The organism is Clostridium sp. LBM24168, assembly GCF_052953915.1.
Genome location: NZ_CP196861.1, coordinates 1537135 through 1554769, shown reverse-complemented (window position 1 = coordinate 1554769; position 17635 = coordinate 1537135). Strand labels below are relative to the sequence as shown.

At 33.6% G+C, this 17635-nt stretch carries 13 protein-coding genes and 2 pseudogenes; all 15 read left to right on the top strand.

Features of this window, described 5'->3' with window-relative positions; all coding sequences use genetic code 11:
- Positions 1–17 precede the first annotated feature (17 nt).
- The 15 genes and pseudogenes from nifB (at position 18) to ACSVC9_RS07615 (ending at position 17617) form a co-directional block, all read left to right on the top strand.
- The gene (nifB, locus tag ACSVC9_RS07685) at positions 18–1256 is read left to right on the top strand and encodes a nitrogenase cofactor biosynthesis protein NifB (RefSeq protein ID WP_446899744.1); all 1239 of its coding nucleotides are present in this window, start codon (positions 18–20) and stop codon (positions 1254–1256) included.
- A 98-nt stretch (positions 1257–1354) separates the two neighbouring features.
- On the top strand, positions 1355–2824 hold the full coding sequence (locus tag ACSVC9_RS07680; protein WP_446899743.1) for a nitrogenase component 1: 1470 nt from the start codon (positions 1355–1357) through the stop codon (positions 2822–2824).
- The gene (locus ACSVC9_RS07675; protein ID WP_446899742.1) at positions 2824–4140 is read left to right on the top strand and encodes a nitrogenase component 1; all 1317 of its coding nucleotides are present in this window, start codon (positions 2824–2826) and stop codon (positions 4138–4140) included. Before ACSVC9_RS07680 ends, ACSVC9_RS07675 begins: the two co-directional genes overlap by 1 nt.
- A 23-nt stretch (positions 4141–4163) precedes the next feature.
- Positions 4164–5228: an ABC transporter substrate-binding protein gene (locus ACSVC9_RS07670; RefSeq protein WP_446899741.1), complete on the top strand. Its 1065-nt coding sequence runs from the start codon at positions 4164–4166 to the stop codon at positions 5226–5228.
- A 24-nt stretch (positions 5229–5252) separates the two neighbouring features.
- On the top strand, positions 5253–6074 hold the full coding sequence (locus ACSVC9_RS07665; RefSeq protein WP_446899740.1) for an ABC transporter permease: 822 nt from the start codon (positions 5253–5255) through the stop codon (positions 6072–6074).
- A 28-nt stretch (positions 6075–6102) separates the two neighbouring features.
- Complete coding sequence (locus tag ACSVC9_RS07660) at positions 6103–7047, top strand: ABC transporter ATP-binding protein (protein ID WP_446899739.1); 945 nt, start codon at positions 6103–6105, stop codon at positions 7045–7047.
- A gap of 86 nt (positions 7048–7133) precedes the next feature.
- Entirely contained in the window at positions 7134–8693 is a 1560-nt protein-coding gene (locus ACSVC9_RS07655) for a nitrogenase component 1 (RefSeq protein ID WP_446899738.1), read from the top strand.
- A gap of 26 nt (positions 8694–8719) precedes the next feature.
- Positions 8720–10075, top strand: a complete 1356-nt coding sequence (locus ACSVC9_RS07650; RefSeq protein WP_446899737.1) for a nitrogenase component 1 — start codon at positions 8720–8722, stop codon at positions 10073–10075.
- Positions 10076–10129: 54 nt separating this feature from the next.
- On the top strand, positions 10130–10954 hold the full coding sequence (locus ACSVC9_RS07645; RefSeq protein ID WP_446899736.1) for an ABC transporter ATP-binding protein: 825 nt from the start codon (positions 10130–10132) through the stop codon (positions 10952–10954).
- A 23-nt stretch (positions 10955–10977) separates the two neighbouring features.
- Positions 10978–11961: an ABC transporter permease gene (locus tag ACSVC9_RS07640; RefSeq protein WP_446899735.1), complete on the top strand. Its 984-nt coding sequence runs from the start codon at positions 10978–10980 to the stop codon at positions 11959–11961.
- Between the two features lie 20 nt (positions 11962–11981).
- A complete protein-coding gene (locus ACSVC9_RS07635; protein ID WP_446899734.1) occupies positions 11982–12746 on the top strand; it encodes an ABC transporter permease in 765 nt (254 codons plus the stop codon).
- An 83-nt stretch (positions 12747–12829) separates the two neighbouring features.
- Positions 12830–13060: pseudogene (locus ACSVC9_RS07630) on the top strand (nitrogenase component 1); the annotation flags it as partial.
- Between the two features lie 98 nt (positions 13061–13158).
- On the top strand, positions 13159–14787 hold the full coding sequence (locus ACSVC9_RS07625) for an IS1182 family transposase (RefSeq protein WP_446897624.1): 1629 nt from the start codon (positions 13159–13161) through the stop codon (positions 14785–14787).
- Between the two features lie 175 nt (positions 14788–14962).
- Positions 14963–16210: pseudogene (locus ACSVC9_RS07620) on the top strand (nitrogenase component 1); the annotation flags it as partial.
- Positions 16211–16228: 18 nt separating this feature from the next.
- Positions 16229–17617: a nitrogenase component 1 gene (locus ACSVC9_RS07615; protein ID WP_446899733.1), complete on the top strand. Its 1389-nt coding sequence runs from the start codon at positions 16229–16231 to the stop codon at positions 17615–17617.
- The last annotated feature ends 18 nt before the right edge of the window (positions 17618–17635 follow it).

The following is a 17635-nucleotide window of genomic DNA, read 5'->3' as shown; positions in this document are numbered from 1 at the left end:
AATTTAGGAGGAAAATTATGAGTATAGAAGCCGCAAGAGATATTGACAGTAAGACACTTCAACATCCATGCTACAATTGTATTGCACATAAATATGCGAGAATGCATATACCTGTAGCTCCAAAGTGTAATGTAAGCTGTAATTTTTGTAATAGAAAGTATGATTGTGTAAATGAAACAAGACCTGGGGTGACCAGTGAAGTTTTGACTCCTGAAGGTGCAAGGGATAGATTCGAACTTGTAAAAGAAAAACTTAATAATTTGACTGTAGTTGGAATAGCCGGACCTGGAGATCCACTTGCAAACTTTAAAGAAACAAAAAAGTCAATAGAGCTTATAAAAGAAGTTTCTCCTAATATTACATTTTGTCTTTCAACTAATGGACTGATGCTTCCATTTTATGCAGATGAACTTATAAATCTTGGAGTAAGCCATATAACAATAACAATAAATGCAGTTAATCCAGAGATAGGTGGGAAAATATACAAGTTTGTAAATTACCTAGGCAAAAAATTTGAGGGTGAAGAAGCCGGGAGAATATTACTTCATAATCAGCTTTCAGGATTAAAATATATTACGCAAAAAGGAATCGTATCAAAAGTCAATATTGTTATGATAAAGGGAATAAATGATAATCATATACATGATATAGTCAAAACGGTAAAAGAATGTGGTGCATATATGACTAATATAATGCCTCTTATACCAGTTAAAGGAAGTGTGTTTGAAAATAGACCTACTGTAAATGATTTTGAATTAAATAAAATGAGAAAGGAATGCGGTGAAGATTTAAAGCAGATGTATCATTGCAAACAATGCAGGGCAGATGCAATAGGAACGCTTGAAGATGATATATCAAGTAAATTCAGAGGAATTGATTTGAAAGGTATAAGCAAAATTGATAATAAAAAAATAAAATTAAGATTTGCAGTTGCAACTAAATCAGGAGTAGATATAGATGAGCATTTTGGACATGCAACACAATTATATATATATGATGTCATAAAAGGGGAAACTACATTTATTGAAAAAAGAGATGTAAATAAATATTGCAGTGGAATAGGTGAATGCAATGGACATGATGACAGAGTAACAGATATTGTAGATGCAGTAAGTGATTGCAATGCAGTTCTGGCTCTCAGGGCTGGATTTGAACCTATAAATCTATTGAACAGCAGGGGCATAAAATTATTTCAGATGTATGATCAGGTAGAAAAAGGCATAGAACGTGCTGTAGGATTATTAGAAAAAAGTTGACCAGAAATGCTGGAGGCTAGATATTTGTCAAATAAACTGATATTTAGCCTTTTCACATACACTAAGTGATAGTTATTTTGTAAAAAGGAGATGCAATTATGCCTATTAATGTTAAAAGTATAGAAGCTTCAACTAGGGAAAACAGACTTAATTCTATTACAGGGTATGATGGAACAATAAAGGATCTTGTTAAAAAAGCACAATGCGGAAAACTTAAAAACAGGGAAAGGTGCTTCAGCCAGGCAAGTAACTGCAGTTCTGGGTGTGCCCAAAGTTATTTGGGACGTATAATGGATGCAGCTATTGTAAATCATGGTGCCGTAGGTTGTTCTGCAGATATAATTGGTGAAACCTGTACTTTAAAGTGGGGTGAAAATATACGGGATTGGGAAAAAACGAACATAAAATTGATAAATACTAATATGACAGAGGATTCTACAGTATTTGGAGGAAAGAATAAATTAAAAGAAAGTATAAGGGAGGCATATAGAAGATTTAAACCAAAAGCTATATTTGTAACTACTTCTTGTGCATCGGCAATTATTGGAGATGATGTTAAAGCAATTGCAGATGAGGTGGAAGGTGAAATAAAGATTCCAGTAGTTCCAGTATTATGTGAAGGCTTTAGATCCAAAATATGGGCATCAGGTTTTGACGCAGCTTTCCATGCTATATTGACGCGTATAGTGAAACCACCGAGAAAAAAACGACCAAAGCTTATAAACATGATAAATTTTACCGGCAGTGCAAGAGAGTATGTAACTGAAATTTTTTCAGTTTTAGGTTTAGTACCACAATTTGGAATACCCTTTGCTACTATAGATGAAATATCCGGAATGTCAGAAGCTGCAGCAACTATAAGTATATGTGGAACATTGGGCAGTTATTTTGGAAATGGATTAGAGCAAAAATATGGGGTTCCATATATAAAGACTATTCAGCCGCATGGAATTGCAGGAATGGATAGTTGGCTTAGAGAACTTGGAAAAGTAGTTGGAAAAGAAAAAGAAGTGGAAAAATATATATGTGAGGAAAAGAAAAAGATAGAACCTGAGCTTGGTGAAATCAGAAAAAAGCTTGGCGGTATAAAAGCAGTAGTTGGTATGGGACCAAGTTTTTCGCATAATTTTATAAGAGTACTTAATGAACTTGGGATTGAAGTAGTACATGGAATTTCATGGCACTTTGATCAGCATTATGACCATGGCAGTGTTCCAGAGTCGTCTATTTTCCTATCAAAAAAGGTAAATGATGTTCCTATAAGTGTATGTGATGTGCAAAATTTCGAAATATTAAATCTATTGAATAAAATAAATCCAGATCTTTATATAGCACGACATCCAGGTACTACTGTATGGCCACTTAAAATGGGAATACCATCCATAATGATTGCTGATGAATATAGTGCCTTTGGGTACAGAGGAATTATAAATTTTGGTCATAGAATAATAGATGCATTGGAGAACAACAGCCTGGCAGAGGAATTATCTAAAAGAATAAAATTACCATATACTTCCTGGTGGATTAAACAAGATACCTTCAAATTTTTTGAAAGTGGTGTGAAATAATGAGTGGATTAATAGAACAAGTAAGACATGCTTGTGCTCTTGGTGGCTATGAATCGGTACTTGCCATAGAAGGATCAATTCCAATAATACATTCAGGACCTGGATGTGCAGCAAAGATATGGGCCACATTGGGACTACAAAATGGATGCCAGGGTACAGGATATATGGGAGGACACTCCATACCATGTACAGATGTAGGAGAAAAAGAAGTAATATTTGGAGGAACAAATAAATTAAATAAAGTTATTGAAAATTCTTTTAAAGTAATTGACGCGGATTTATATGTTGTACTTACAGGCTGCACTTCTGATATTGTTGGAGATTATATAGGAGAAGTAGTAGATAGATATAAGGATAAAGGCAAACCTATAGTATATGCAGAAACTGGTGGATTTAAAGGAAGTAATTTTATAGGACATGAGTTTGTTATTGATGCAATTATAGATCAGTACCTAAAACCGGCAGACGAAATTGAAGAAGGACTCGTAAATGTATGGGCTACGGTTCCATATCAGGATACATTTTGGTCTGGAAATTTTGAAACTATTGAAAAACTTTTGAATTCAATAGGGATAAAAACAAATATTGTATTTGGACATGGAAGAGGTATAAATGCGTTGAACAAGGTTCCAAAAGCCCAGTATAATTTGCTTATATCGCCATGGGTCGGACTTAAAAATATGAAACATTTAAAAGAAAAGTTCGGTACAGAATATTTTCAGTATCCAGTTCTTCCTATAGGGCCTAAGGAGACAGGGAAATTTTTGAGAACTATAGGAGAATTTTTAAATATAGATAGAAATTTTATAGAAGGTCAAATAGCTAAACAGGAGGATAGGTATTTTTACTATTTAGAAAGAGCTGCTGATATCTTACTTGAAACAAGATTATTACCTAAGCATTTTATTACTATAGCAGATAGCTCGTATACATTAGGAATATCTAAATTTTTAATAAATGATCTGGGACTTTTGCCTAAAAGGCAATTTATAACAGAAGATGTTCCTAAGGAATATCAACAAAATGTACGTAATGATTTTTCAGGATTTTATAATAATATTATTCCTGAAATCCAATTTACAGGTGATAGTGGTGACATAAACGAATACCTGGAAAATAGCGACTTTAGGACAAAACCATTGATTTTAGGAAGTGGATGGGACAGGGTAATATCAAAAAAAATTAAAGGATATGAACTATCAATATCTGCACCTGCAAGTGATAGGATGATTCTTGACCGTTCGTATTTAGGATATGATGGTGGAATGAGACTAATAGAAGATATCTATACTGTTGTACTTCAAGATTTTCAATAAATGTAGATAAGGAGATGTATCAAATGATTAAAAAATTGTCTAGAAAAAAAATCTTAATAATGCTTGTTTCACTAATTTGTATAACTAGTTTTGTATTAGCTGGCTGCGGAAAAAGTACTTCTAGTAGTAGTTCTTCTTCATCGACTACAGACCAATTAAAACCTGATAAGGATGGACTAATTCCAATAAAAACTTCATCTAAGGTAGATTGCTCATCTACACCTTGGGTTGTTGCTGATCAAAAGGGATTTTTCAAAAAATATGGGTTGAAAGTAGAATATACTGGTGAAACACAGGAAGCTCAAAAAATACCAGCTATTTTGAAGGGCAATAATTATGTAGAAGCATTTCATCCGAACACGTATGCGCCAGCAGTAGCAGGTGGAGCTGACCTCATAGGTATTGGACCAGCAGGAATAGATCCTGCTCCAAGTGTAGATCCTAAGTACAGGCATATGTGGTGGTTTGTAAGTCCAAAAGCCAATAAAGCGGGAGTTAAAACTTTTAAAGATTTAGCAAATTATAAAAAAGGTCAAAAATTAAAGTTTACTACCATTGCTGCAAATATTTGTACTGATTTTGTAACTAATACTATAGCTGAGAAATATGGTATACCGAAGGATAGGATAGAATGGGTTACAATGCCTGATGTTCAGGCTATACAGGCATTATCACAGGGAACAGTTGATGTGTCGGCAGTACATCCACCTTACTATACAGGTATGAAAAAAGCTGGAAATGTAAAGATAGCAGATACACTTGATGCTGATCTTGGACCGGCAGCAGGTTTAACTTACTGGGTTGTAAATAAAACCTGGGCAAAAAACAATCCTAATGTAGCTAGAAAATTCCTTAAAGCCATAACGGAAGCGGAGAAATGGGCTAATAATAATCCTAAGGAAGCAGCAGCTTTAACTGCAAAGCATATAGGACAGCCTGTTAGCGGTAATCATTACTATACTGAGACATTGAAAATAGATAATAATAAGTATCTTACACCTTGGATAGAGGGTTCTGTTGAGTCAGGTTCCATACCTAAAGGGAAAGTTAAAGTTTCAGATATGGTTACGGACGAGTACTATAAATAAAATAATGTGAGGAGATGTTATTATATGGCAGAAGCTACTTCACTTAAAGATATAGATAAAAAAAAATTGGATATAGGAAATAATATAGCTATTTTCACAAGAAAATCAGTAGCAATAATAGTTTTCTTCATCCTATGGCAAGTATTACCCACAATAGGGGTAATAAATAAACAATTCGTACCGCCATTATTTGATATTATAGTTTATCTTGGACAAATGGCGGCGTCAGGAGAATTGATTGTCCATATAAATGCTAGCTTGATGAGGGTACTTGAAGGATTTGCTCTTTCAGTTGTAGTTGGAGTACCATTAGGTTTTCTTCTAGGTGGTTGGTTTAGAAAGTTTGAAGAAATATTAAATCCACTTCTTCAGGTACTTGCTCAGATAAATCCTTTCACACTTTTCCCTATATTTATGTTGTTCTTTGGAATTGGAGAGGTGGCAAAAGTGGCAATAATTTTCTGGACCGCCTTGTGGTCGGTGCTTTTTCAGACCATAAATGGAGTGCGTAATATTGATCCAATGTTGATAAAGGGAGCTCGTGCGATGGCTACACCGAAACTTTCACTTTTCTATAAGGTTGTTTTGCCTGGAGCGGCACCATTGATTTTTTCTGGATTTAAAACTGCTATGAGTACTGCATGTTTAATGCTTATTGCAGCCGAGATGATAGGTGCAAGTAAAGGACTGGGTTGGCTCATATTAAATGCGCAAAATAACTACAATATTAATAGATTATACGCTGCAGCTATTGCTATTGCACTATTGGGATTAGTGTTATTAAGACTTTTGGATTTAATAGAACATTTTATAGTAACGTGGAAAGAAGATTCTGATACTATATAAAAATTTATTATAAAAGGAGTGTTTTCATATGGCTGTACAGAACACGGCATTAAAAGAAAATGATTTTGATGAGGAAAGAGAATATGAATTTTCTGATAGAGATAAAAATGAAATAAAAATTTCAGCTAGAAATATAACACGTACTTTTAAAGTCAAAAATAGAGGGGGTAAAAGAGGAGTACAGGAATTTGTTGCCATTAAAGATATCAATTTAGATGTTCATGCAGGAGAATTTATAACAATAGTGGGACCAAGTGGGTGTGGAAAATCTACATTTCTGGATATACTTGCCGGACTTTCAAAACCTACCTCAGGAGAATTGTATATTGATGGTAAACTGGTAAATGGTCCAGCTCTTGATAGGGGGATAGTGCTTCAAGGATATGCACTGTTTCCATGGAGAAATGTCCGTAAAAATATTGAGTATGGATTGGAATTAAAAAAAATTCCCAAGAAAAATAGAAGGGAAATCAGTCAGAAGTATATTGATCTAGTGGGATTAAATGGCTTTGAAGATAGTTATATCCATGAGCTTTCAGGTGGTATGAGACAGAGAGTAGCTATAGCTAGATCATTGGCTTATGACCCGGAGGTGCTTTTAATGGATGAACCTTTTGCAGCAGTTGATGCGCAGACAAGAGAAACTATGCAGGAAGAAGTTCTTAGAATATGGGAAAAAACTAATAAAACTATAATTTTTATAACGCATAGTATTGAAGAGGCTGTTTTTTTAGCAGATAGGGTTGCAGTTTTATCATCCAATCCTGGTTTCGTAAAAAAGATTATAAATGTAAATTTACCTAGACCGAGAAAACTTGAAGATGTTAAAAATACGTCTGAGTTCAATTCCCTAAGTCATGAGGTATGGGAACTCCTGCACAATGATAAAAATAAAAGTGAAGTTAGAGAAACTAAAATAATAGATAAAAATAGTACTATTGCAAATGGAGTGTCATCCACGGTAAATTTGTAGGCTTTTTGTTTCTGTTGTAGTTAGCCTTTCAAATTCCCTATCGGCAATTTAAAAGGCTAACCAAAATATGCATGGGAGGAATATTAATGAATAAACAAAAATCAATAAATCTTTCATTAGTAGATGTTGAAAATCGTGAAAAACGTTTGGGAACAATTATTGCATGGGATGGAAATGCATCTGACCTGGTAAAAGAATCAAATTATCAAGCCAGGGCTCTTAAAAGGAGGAATAAATGCTATGATAAGCCAGGAGAAGGCTGCAAGCTTTGTGAATTAAAGATGCCATTCAATCAACAGACAATGTGCAGTCAGTCAATAGTTGCCTGTCAGGCAGGCAATATACCAGATGCTATTTTGATAGAACATTCATCTATTGGTTGTTCGGCCTGCCATCCTAGGCATAATATAGGATATAGAATTGGATTAATGCGTAGAGGAAAAAAAATACAAAATCTACAAATTGTAAGCACGAATCTTTTGGAAAAGGATATGGTTTTCGGTGCTTCACAAAAATTAAAGCAATCTATACAGGACGCGTGGGTTCGTTTTAAACCTAAAGCTATTTTTATTTCTGCCGCCTGTGCAACAGCACTTATTGGGGAGGATATAATAAGTGTGGCTAGAGAAGCTGAGAGAGAATTGAAGATTCCTGTTATTCCTTTATCCTGTGAGGGATTCAGATCCAAACATTGGAGTACGGGTTTTGATATTTCCCAGCATGGTGTACTTCGACAAGTTGTAAATAAACATCCCAAAAAACAGGAGAATTTAATTAATATTATATCACTATGGGGTACTGATTATTTTAGTGAGATGTTGAATCCTCTGGGCTTGAAGGTGAATTATATAATGGATATGGCTACGGTTGATGAACTTGCTCAAATGTCAGAGGCTGTCGCTTCTGCTGCATTTTGCTATACGCTTGGTTCTTACACCGCAGCTGCACTGGAACAGGAGTATGGAGTACCAGAAATCAAAGCTCCTCAACCTTATGGCCTAAATGGAACTGATGCATGGCTTAGAGAAATCGGTAGAATCGTTCATAAGGAAGATGAAGTGGAAGATTATATTGTAAAGGAACATAAAAGAGTAAAAACTAGAATAGATGAATTAAGAGAAAAATTCAGGGGAATAAAAGGATTTGTAGCAACTGGTTCAGCATATGCTCATGGTATTCTTTCAGTTTTAAGGGAGCTTGGTATAGAAGTTGATGGCTCTGTAGTATTCCATCACGATCCAGTTTATGATAGTGGAGATGATAAACAAGATACGTTGAAGTATCTGGTTAATAATTATGGAGACATAGAACATTTTACGGTGAGCAAAACACAGCAATTCCAATTTTATGGATTATTAAGGAGAGTTAAACCGGATTTTATAATTATTCGACATAATGGTCTGGCACCACTTGCTGCAAAAGTAGGTATTCCGGCCTTTGCACTGGGAGATGAACATTTTCCAGTTGGTTATCAGGGAATAATAAGGTTGGGAGAGGCACTAATTGAAGTACTTGCACATAAAAAGTTTGGTGAAAATTTGAGTAGACACGTTAAGTTACCATATACAAAATGGTGGCTGGATCAAGAAGATCCGTTTATACTGGCTAAACATCCGGAAATTTTAGATGAGCAAAATAATTTATAAAATTTATTTTAAAAAAGGAGATATCAATGTTAGGCAAATTAAATTCCAATAATCAAACTAATTCAATAGTACACCCGCGATATGGTTGTGCCATAGGAGCGGCATATACTGTATCTGCAATCCCAAGAGGAATTCCATTGGTACATTGTGGACCGGGGTGTGTGGATAAACAATATTTTATGCTTTCATATAATAATGGTTACCAGGGTGGTGGATACAGTGGAGGATCTGTAATACCGAGTGTAAATGCAGGTGAAAGTGAAGTAATATTTGGTGGAGTTAAAAAATTAGATGATCTTATTAAATCTTCTTTTAAAATAATGGATGGAGATTTATTCGTTGTATTAAGCGGCTGTATTGGTGAACTTGTTGGAGATGATGTAGCTTCTGTAGTCAAAAAATATCAAAAAAAGGGTTATCCAATTGTATTTGCAGAGACTGGAGGGTTTAAGGGGAATAACCTAATAGGTCATGAGATAGTAATCAAATCTATAATAGATCAATTTGTAGGAGAGTACAATGGAGAAAAGGAAGCTGGGTTGATAAACGTTTGGACAGAAATTCCATATTTCAATACTTATTGGAGGGGAGATTTTATTGAAATTAAAAGGATACTTGAAGGTTGTGGATTTAAAGTCAATATGTTATTTGGATCAGAAAGTAAAGGGGTAAGTGAATGGAAAAGTATTCCGAAGGCACAATTTAATTTGGTAATTTCTCCATGGGTGGGAATTAAAACTGCTGAATATCTAAAAAGTAAATATAATCAACCATATTTACATGTTCCAATTATTCCTATTGGTGCGGAAGAAACAACAGAATTTATAAGAAAGGTTGTTGAATTTTCAGGGGCAAATAAAAATATTTCAGAAAAATTTATTAATGAAGAAGAAAGTAGATACTATTATTTCCTCGATCATTTTTCTGATTTTTTCTCTGAATTTTGGTTTGGATTACCTTCAAGATATGCTGTAATAGGAGACAGTGCATATAATATTGCCCTTAATAAATTTCTGGTAAATCAGATCGGATTGATTCCAGTGAAACAAATTATAACTGACAATCCACCAGATAGATATAGAAATAGCATTCAAAATGAGTATAAACAATTAGCACCAGATGTGTCTACTCAAGTTGAATTTATTGAAGATGGTTATATTATTGAAAAAAAACTTAGAGAATCAAATTTTGGAAGCAGCAAGCCTATAATATTTGCATCAGCTTGGGAAAAGGATATAGTTGAAGAATTGAAGGGAATAATAATAGAAACGAGCTGTCCATCTGCTTCTGAAGTTGTTATTAATAGAACATATGTTGGCTATACAGGCGGATTGACCTTATTGGAAAAAATCTATACTACATCTATAGATGATGCTATATGAAACTTTTTTAACCTAAAATTTTTATGTCAGGTATTGTAGGTGGAGGAATGTTAAATGGCTGAGGAAAATAGCAAGAATTATAAAGTTGTAATTAAAAATATAAAAAAAATTTATAATGTAATTTCTGATGATGAAAAATACAATAAAAATTTTTTGGCAGTAGATGATTTCAGTTTGAATGTAAAGAAAGGTGAATTTATAACAATTGTGGGACCAAGTGGCTGTGGAAAATCAACTATTTTGGACATTTTAGCCGGCCTTGCTAAGCCTACTTCAGGTGAAGTTTATATAGATGGTGAATTAATTAATGGACCAGGACTTGATAGAGGAATTATTTTGCAAGGGTATGCTCTATTTCCCTGGTTAAATGTGGAACAGAATATTGAATTTGGTCTTGAAGTAAAGGGTATTCCCAAGAGAAAGAGAAGAGAGCTGTCAGAAAAGTTTATTAGTCTTGTAGGATTAAACAAATTTAAAAATAGGTACCCTCATGAATTATCAGGTGGAATGAAACAGAGAGTGGCTATAGCGAGAGCTCTTGCTTATGATCCCGAGATTTTATTAATGGATGAACCTTTTGCAGCTGTAGATGCTCAGACCAGGGAAACACTTCAGGAAGAATTATTAGATATTTGGGAAAAGACAAGTAAAACTATCATATTTATAACCCATAGTATTGAGGAAGCCATATTTTTAGCAGACAGAATAGTTGTTATGACGGATAATCCTGGTAAAATAAGACGGATTATTGAATTGAATTTAGAAAGGCCAAGAAATACTGCAAGTATAAGAACGTCTAAAGAATATAATACTGTATGGAATGAAATATGGCAACTTCTTCACAAGGATAAAAAAGAAAAACAATTAAATTATAGTTAATTACAGTGTAAAGGGAGGAATCTATGAATAAATTAAAAAATAATTACAATTATTATATTTTAAGATATAGTGGGGTAATACTTCTTTTAGTATTATGGGAAATATTACCTAAGATCGGCATTTTTAATGCTCAATTTATTCCACCTTTTTCTACAGTTGTAGAACAGATTTATGTTTTATGGCTGAAAAATAATTTAATTACAAATATAATGGTAAGTTTGTGGAGGATTTTATTAGGTCTTATAATAGCAGCTATAATTGCAATACCACTTGGACTTATACTGGGAGGATGGTTTAATAGAGCTGCTGATTTATTAGATACACTTTTTAGAATATTTGGTCAAGTGAATCCATTTTCATTGCTGCCAGCATTTATATTGTTCTTTGGAATGGGTGAAATTACAAAGTTGGCAGTAATTACATGGACAAGTATATGGCCGATTTTATATAATACCATATCTGGGGCTAAAAGTACTGATAAACTTTTAATAAAGACTGCTGTTTCTATGAAGATATCAAATTGGCAATTATTTAGAAAAGTATTAGTACCTTCTGCGGCACCATCAATTTTTGCAGGCCTTAGAGTTGGTACTGAAATGTCTTTCTTTATAGTTATTGCTGCGGAGATGATAAGTTCCAATGCAGGTTTGGGATGGCTTTTTCATAATGCTGCAATGAACAATCAAATTCCTAGAATGTATTCAGCAGGGTTATTTATCGTAATTCTAGGTGTTTTATTAAATAGATTTCTAATATATTTCCAAAATAAAATATTTTTCTGGAAAAAAGTAAGTCATAATTTTAGCTTCATTAAGTTAAAAAAGTCAAATACCAAATTCAGCAAACGCCAAATTGCAGTATTGGCTTTAGTTACTGTTATTATTATAGGGATTGGAAGCGTTGAGGTTAGTTATTCTAATACTTCAGATTTTAGTAATAGATTTAGCAATAAAAATGATTCTAATCATATGCATATGGACCATAAGGACATGAATATGAAAAAATAAAATTTTAGGAGATATAGATAATGAAAAGAAGGAAAAGAGATATTGCTTATAAATTGCTGGTTATAGTTATATTTATTTTAATATGGGAGGTAAGCAGTAGACTGGGAATACTGAATCCTCAATTTATTCCATCTTTTTCTAGTATAATGAATACTTTATTTAATATATTTCTTTCACAAAACTTTATTTTAAATGTTGGTATAAGTGTAGAAAGAGCTTTATTGGGATTTGCTGTTTCAATTTTAATTGGAATACTACTTGGATTTTTACTGGGAGGATGGTTTCAAAAGATAGACTTAGTAATAGAACCTATTGTGGAAATATTTTCTCAGATTAATCCATTTATATTATTTCATATTTTCCTTTTGCTTTTAGGAATTGGAGAAGGAACCAAAATAGCAGTAATAGCATGGACCTGCACTTGGCCTATAATGTTCAATACAATTTATGGCATAAGACATTTAGATTCATTAATATTAAAAGAAGCTAGATCTTTTGGAATCACAAGAGTCAAACTTTTTTATAAAGTAGTAATGCCGTCAGCATTGCCATCAATTTTTGTTGGAATTAGAATCAGTGCAGGATATTCATTTTTTATGCTTATTGCGGCGGAAATGATGGGTGCCAGTTCAGGACTCGGATGGTTATTATTAAGTTACCAACAAATTTATGATATAAAGAGAATATTTGCTACAGCGGTTATTATAGCTTTTCTTGGGCTAATTTTAGATATTGTAATTAAAAATATTCAAAATGTATTTATAGCTAACAGAGAAAATAATTAAGTAAAAAATTCTATTTATATAAAATTTTTTACATTTATATAGAGTGGGAAATATTATAAGACTTACAAGGGGGTATTTTATCATTGAAAAAATTGAGCTTAAATAGTACTTTGGTTAAGACGCGAGAAGAAAGACTTGGAACTATTATCGCATGGAGGACTGGTAAGGCTTCAGAAATACTGAGAGATTCTAAATATACATGTGCTGGATGTAAAAACAATGGAGGTAAAAAACTCTGTGAAGCAAAAGGGCCTTTTACTCAAGCATCCAAATGTAGTGAAGAAATGGTAGAATGTCAATATGGTAATGTGAGAAGGGGCTGTCGCACTAAAAAAAATTAGTGCGACAGTTTTTTACGTAAAAAATAAATCTCCCACTCGGAAGAGTGAAAGATTTATGGTAAAATTAATATATGACTAAATACATTAATTTACATAAAAATTATACTTCAAATCGTGGAAATTATCAATTAAAACTTCCATTAAATATTGATTACATGATACCAGATAATGATTCGGTGCATTTGCTAAGTCAGTTTGTAGAGGAGATGGATTTAACAGATTTGTATTCGACTTACTCCCGTATGAGGGAGAATCAGGCAACACCGCGTCAGATGCTGAAGATTGTACTTTACTCATATATGAATCATAATTATTCATCAAGAGAAATGGAGAAATCATGCAAAAGAGACGTGAACTTTATGTATCTCTTAGAAGGTTCACAAGTACCGGATCATTCTACATTTGCTAGATTCCGCAGCCTTCATTTCGCTCCATGTTCAGAAACAATCATGGCCGAAATGACAAACTTCCTTTATGAGATTGGAGAAATATCAGGTGATGCTGTATTTATTGACGGTACAAAGATAGAAGCTTGTGCAAACAAATATACTTTTATCTGGAAAAGATCAGTTTCAAAAAATTTAGCCAGACTGCTTTCTAAATTAGCTGATTTTGTGGCTGAATGTGAAGAACTGTACGGACTAAAGCTTGTATATCAAAATAAGGTAAAAATAAAGCACGTAAAAAAGTTACGCAAGAAACTTTACGCCTTGAAGCATAAAGAAAATATACAGTTTGTACATGGATCTGGCAAAAGGAAAAATCCAATTCAACGTTCTATTGAAAAGCTTGAGGGATATCTTAATAAGCTGAAAGAGTATACACAGAAAATCCATACCTGCGGCAAGCGTAACAGCTACTCGAAGACGGATAAGGATGCAACTTTTATGAGGATGAAAGAAGATGCCATGAAAAACGGTCAGCTAAAACCTGCATACAATGTTCAGCATGGAGTAGATTCTGAATATATAGTATGGCTTACTGCAGGCAACCAGAGCACGGATACAAAAACGTTGATTCCATTCATAAAAAGCATGGAGAACCTCCTGTATTTTAAGTATTTTAAAATTACTGCTGATGCAGGTTATGAGAGTGAAGAAAATTATGTTTATGTTAAAGCGAACGGACAGTTATCATATATAAAACCAGCAAACTATGAAATATCCAAAACGCGTAAATATAAAAATGATATAAGCCGGATAGATAATATAGATTATAACAAATCTGGCGACTATTATACCTGTAAAAATAATAAGAAGCTAACAGTAAACAGGGTACTAAAAAGGAAAAGCAGGACTGGTTATATAAGTGAGAAAACAATCTATACATGTGAGGATTGCAATAACTGCCAGCATAAAAGTAAATGTATAAAAGGACATAACAGCAAAATACCATTGGAAGAAAGGGTCAAAAATCTTGAAACTTCAAAGCTGTTCAACATGCTCCGCAAAGAGAATCTTGAAAGAATTGTAAGTGAAGAAGGCTGCGAGCTAAGAATGAATCGAAGTATCCAAGCCGAAGGCTCCTTTGCAGAGATAAAACAGGATATGGGATTTCGTAGATATCTAAGTAGAGGTAAACAGAATATTTTGGCGGAAAGTATTTTGTTAGCGATGGCACATAATGTCAATAAGCTCCATAATAAAATTCAGTCAGATAGAACAGAAAATCATCTTTTTCCACTTAAAAGTAGTGCTTAATTTTAAAATCTTAAAAAGCCTGTGAATCAAAAAAGCCTTAATAGAAAAGTCTTATTAAAGTGTACCATTTTTTAGTTATAGAGTTTGTGTTGCTTTAAATTATCATGAAAATTTCTATAAAATGTTAAAAAAGGCTGTCACATTAGCATAATTTTTATGCTAATGCGACAGCCCCTCGCCAATAGGCTGCGGTGCCGGTCAAATATTAAGCAATTCATTATATCGCAACGGACTTTCCATAAGAAATTTGCCTGTAGAAAATGTTAAAATTATAAATACTAATTTAGACGAAGCGGATATGGTATTTGGGGCGCTTAAAAAATTGGAGCAATCTATACGTGATGCATGGAATAGACACCATCCTAAAGTAATTTTTGTTGCAACATCCTGTGCTACCGGTATTATTGGAGAGGATATAGAAAGTGTAACAAACAGATTGGAAAAAGAACTGAATATACCGGTGGTTCCAACTTACTGTGAGGGATTTAGATCGAAGCATTGGACTACAGGTTTTGATGCAGCTTATCATGGCATTTTGCGTCAGATAGTTCGAAAGAATCCCAAGAAACAGGAAGATCTAGTTAATGTAATTGACCTCTGGGGTGAGGATATATTTACACCAATGCTTGCGGAACTGGATCTCAGGGTTAATTATGTTGTAGATCTAGCATCAGTAGAAGATTTAGAGCAGATGTCGGAGGCTGCAGCAAGTGTTTCATTTTGTTATACATTATCATCTTACATGTCTGCTGTTCTGGAAGAACAATTTGGAGTCATAGATGTTAAAGCACCACAGCCCTATGGAATTCTTGCAACAGATGCATGGATAAGAGAATTGGCAAGGGTTACCCATAGGGAGGAAAAGGCAGAAAGGTATATAAAAAAAGAACACGAAAGAATATCAAAAAGGCTGAATGAACTTAGAAAGTTACTTAAAGGTAAAGTTGGATATGTGGCTACTGGGTCTTCCTATGCTCATGGAATTATTGCAGTACTTAGAGATCTTGGTGTGGAAATAGATGGGTCTCTTACTTTTCATCATGAACCGATATTTGATGGAGCTGGTGCAGAAAAAAAAGATTCATTGAAATTTTTAGTAGATAATTACGGTGACGTTTCAAAATTTAGTGTAAGCAATGGGCAACAATATCAGTTTTATGGACTTCTTAGGAATATAAATCCTGATTTTATTATTATCAGGCACAATGGACTTGCACCTTTAGCCTCACGTATGGGTATTCCTTCTGCTCCACTTGGAGATGGTCACCATGCTGTAGGATATCAAGGTATTATAAATTTGGGAGAAACGATTCTTGAAATTCTTGCACGCAGGAAGTTTCATCAGGATCTATCTGAAAATATAGAGTTACCTTATACAGAATGGTGGCTTAATCAAGAAGATCCATATGTACTTTCAAAATAAAAATGGAGGAGTTAAATTATGACTATTTTAGAGCCAAAATATATAAAAGAATCTATTAAAACATGTAAAGAAATAATTAAAACAAATTCCATTGAACAGGTCAGATACGGCTGCTCATTGGGGGCTATACACAGTGTTTTTGCTATTCCAAAAGCTATACCAATTACTCATTGTGGACCAGGATGTACTCAAAAACAAGTTACAAGTATATCATTCTATAATGGCTTTCAAGGAGGAGGATATGGTGGGGGATCTGTTATACCAAGTACAAACATTCGTGAAAAAGAAGTGGTCTTTGGAGGAGAGAAAAGATTAAGAGAATTAATTGAATCGACTTTTAAGATTTTAAAAGCAGACTTGTTTGTAGTTATGACAGGATGTATTCCTGATATGGTTGGTGATGATTGTGGTGCTGTAGTAAATGAGTTCCAGAAAGAAGGGCTGCCTGTTGTATATGCAGAAACTGGAGGTTTCAAGGGAAACAATTTTGTAGGTCATGAACTTGTTGTCAGAGCTATAATAGATCAGTATGTTGGCAATTATGATGGTGATAAAGAGAAGGGACTTGTAAATGTGTGGTCTCTGCTTCCATATCATAATACGTTTTGGAAAGGTGATCTTACAGAAATAAAAAGAATTTTAGAGGGTATAGGATTAAAAGTAAATATTTTATTTGGAAATAAAAGTGCAGGTATTTCTGAATGGAGAACTATTCCAAAGGCACAATTTAATCTTGTTTTATCACCATGGCTTGGACTTAAGATAGCAGAACATTTAAAAGATAAATACAACCAGCCATATCTCCATATACCGGTAATACCAATAGGAGCCAAAGAGACCAGCAAATTTTTAAGAAAGGTAGTTGAGTTTGCGGGATTAAATAAAGTTAGGGCAGAACAATTTATTGAAAATGAAAGAAAAGAATATTATAGTTATCTGGAAGGTTTTTCAGATTTTTATGCAGAGTATTTTTGGGGATTACCTTCTAGATTCGTTGTTATAGGGGACAGTGCATATAATCTTGCAATAACAAAGTTTTTAGTAAATCAGCTTGGAGTAATACCGATGAAACAAATTATTACGGACAATCCACCTGAAAAATATAGAGATGGAATTGTAAAAGAATACAAGAATATATCTGATGATATTTCTATAGGTGTAGAATTTGAAGAAGACAGTTATATTATACATGATAAAATAAAAAATATAGATTTTGGAAATAAACCACCTATTATATTTGGAACTACATGGGAAAGAGATTTGGCAAAGCAACTGAAGGGGTATATGGTTGAAATAGGATTTCCAGCATCCTATGAGGTGGTTATATCAAAATCTTATGTTGGATATAGGGGTGCACTAACATTACTTGAAAAAATTTATACGACTACTGTAGGAGCAAGTGCATAAATATTAAAAAATTGACTA

What these genes read in the sequence shown, in the direction of transcription:
- nifB (WP_446899744.1), top strand. Translation starts at nt 18, where the DNA reads ATGAGTATAGAAGCCGCAAGAGATATTGACAGTAAGACACTTCAACAT.
- ACSVC9_RS07680 (WP_446899743.1), top strand. Translation starts at nt 1,355, where the DNA reads ATGCCTATTAATGTTAAAAGTATAGAAGCTTCAACTAGGGAAAACAGA.
- ACSVC9_RS07675 (WP_446899742.1), top strand. Translation starts at nt 2,824, where the DNA reads ATGAGTGGATTAATAGAACAAGTAAGACATGCTTGTGCTCTTGGTGGC.
- ACSVC9_RS07670 (WP_446899741.1), top strand. Translation starts at nt 4,164, where the DNA reads ATGATTAAAAAATTGTCTAGAAAAAAAATCTTAATAATGCTTGTTTCA.
- ACSVC9_RS07665 (WP_446899740.1), top strand. Translation starts at nt 5,253, where the DNA reads ATGGCAGAAGCTACTTCACTTAAAGATATAGATAAAAAAAAATTGGAT.
- ACSVC9_RS07660 (WP_446899739.1), top strand. Translation starts at nt 6,103, where the DNA reads ATGGCTGTACAGAACACGGCATTAAAAGAAAATGATTTTGATGAGGAA.
- ACSVC9_RS07655 (WP_446899738.1), top strand. Translation starts at nt 7,134, where the DNA reads ATGAATAAACAAAAATCAATAAATCTTTCATTAGTAGATGTTGAAAAT.
- ACSVC9_RS07650 (WP_446899737.1), top strand. Translation starts at nt 8,720, where the DNA reads ATGTTAGGCAAATTAAATTCCAATAATCAAACTAATTCAATAGTACAC.
- ACSVC9_RS07645 (WP_446899736.1), top strand. Translation starts at nt 10,130, where the DNA reads ATGGCTGAGGAAAATAGCAAGAATTATAAAGTTGTAATTAAAAATATA.
- ACSVC9_RS07640 (WP_446899735.1), top strand. Translation starts at nt 10,978, where the DNA reads ATGAATAAATTAAAAAATAATTACAATTATTATATTTTAAGATATAGT.
- ACSVC9_RS07635 (WP_446899734.1), top strand. Translation starts at nt 11,982, where the DNA reads ATGAAAAGAAGGAAAAGAGATATTGCTTATAAATTGCTGGTTATAGTT.
- ACSVC9_RS07625 (WP_446897624.1), top strand. Translation starts at nt 13,159, where the DNA reads ATGACTAAATACATTAATTTACATAAAAATTATACTTCAAATCGTGGA.
- ACSVC9_RS07615 (WP_446899733.1), top strand. Translation starts at nt 16,229, where the DNA reads ATGACTATTTTAGAGCCAAAATATATAAAAGAATCTATTAAAACATGT.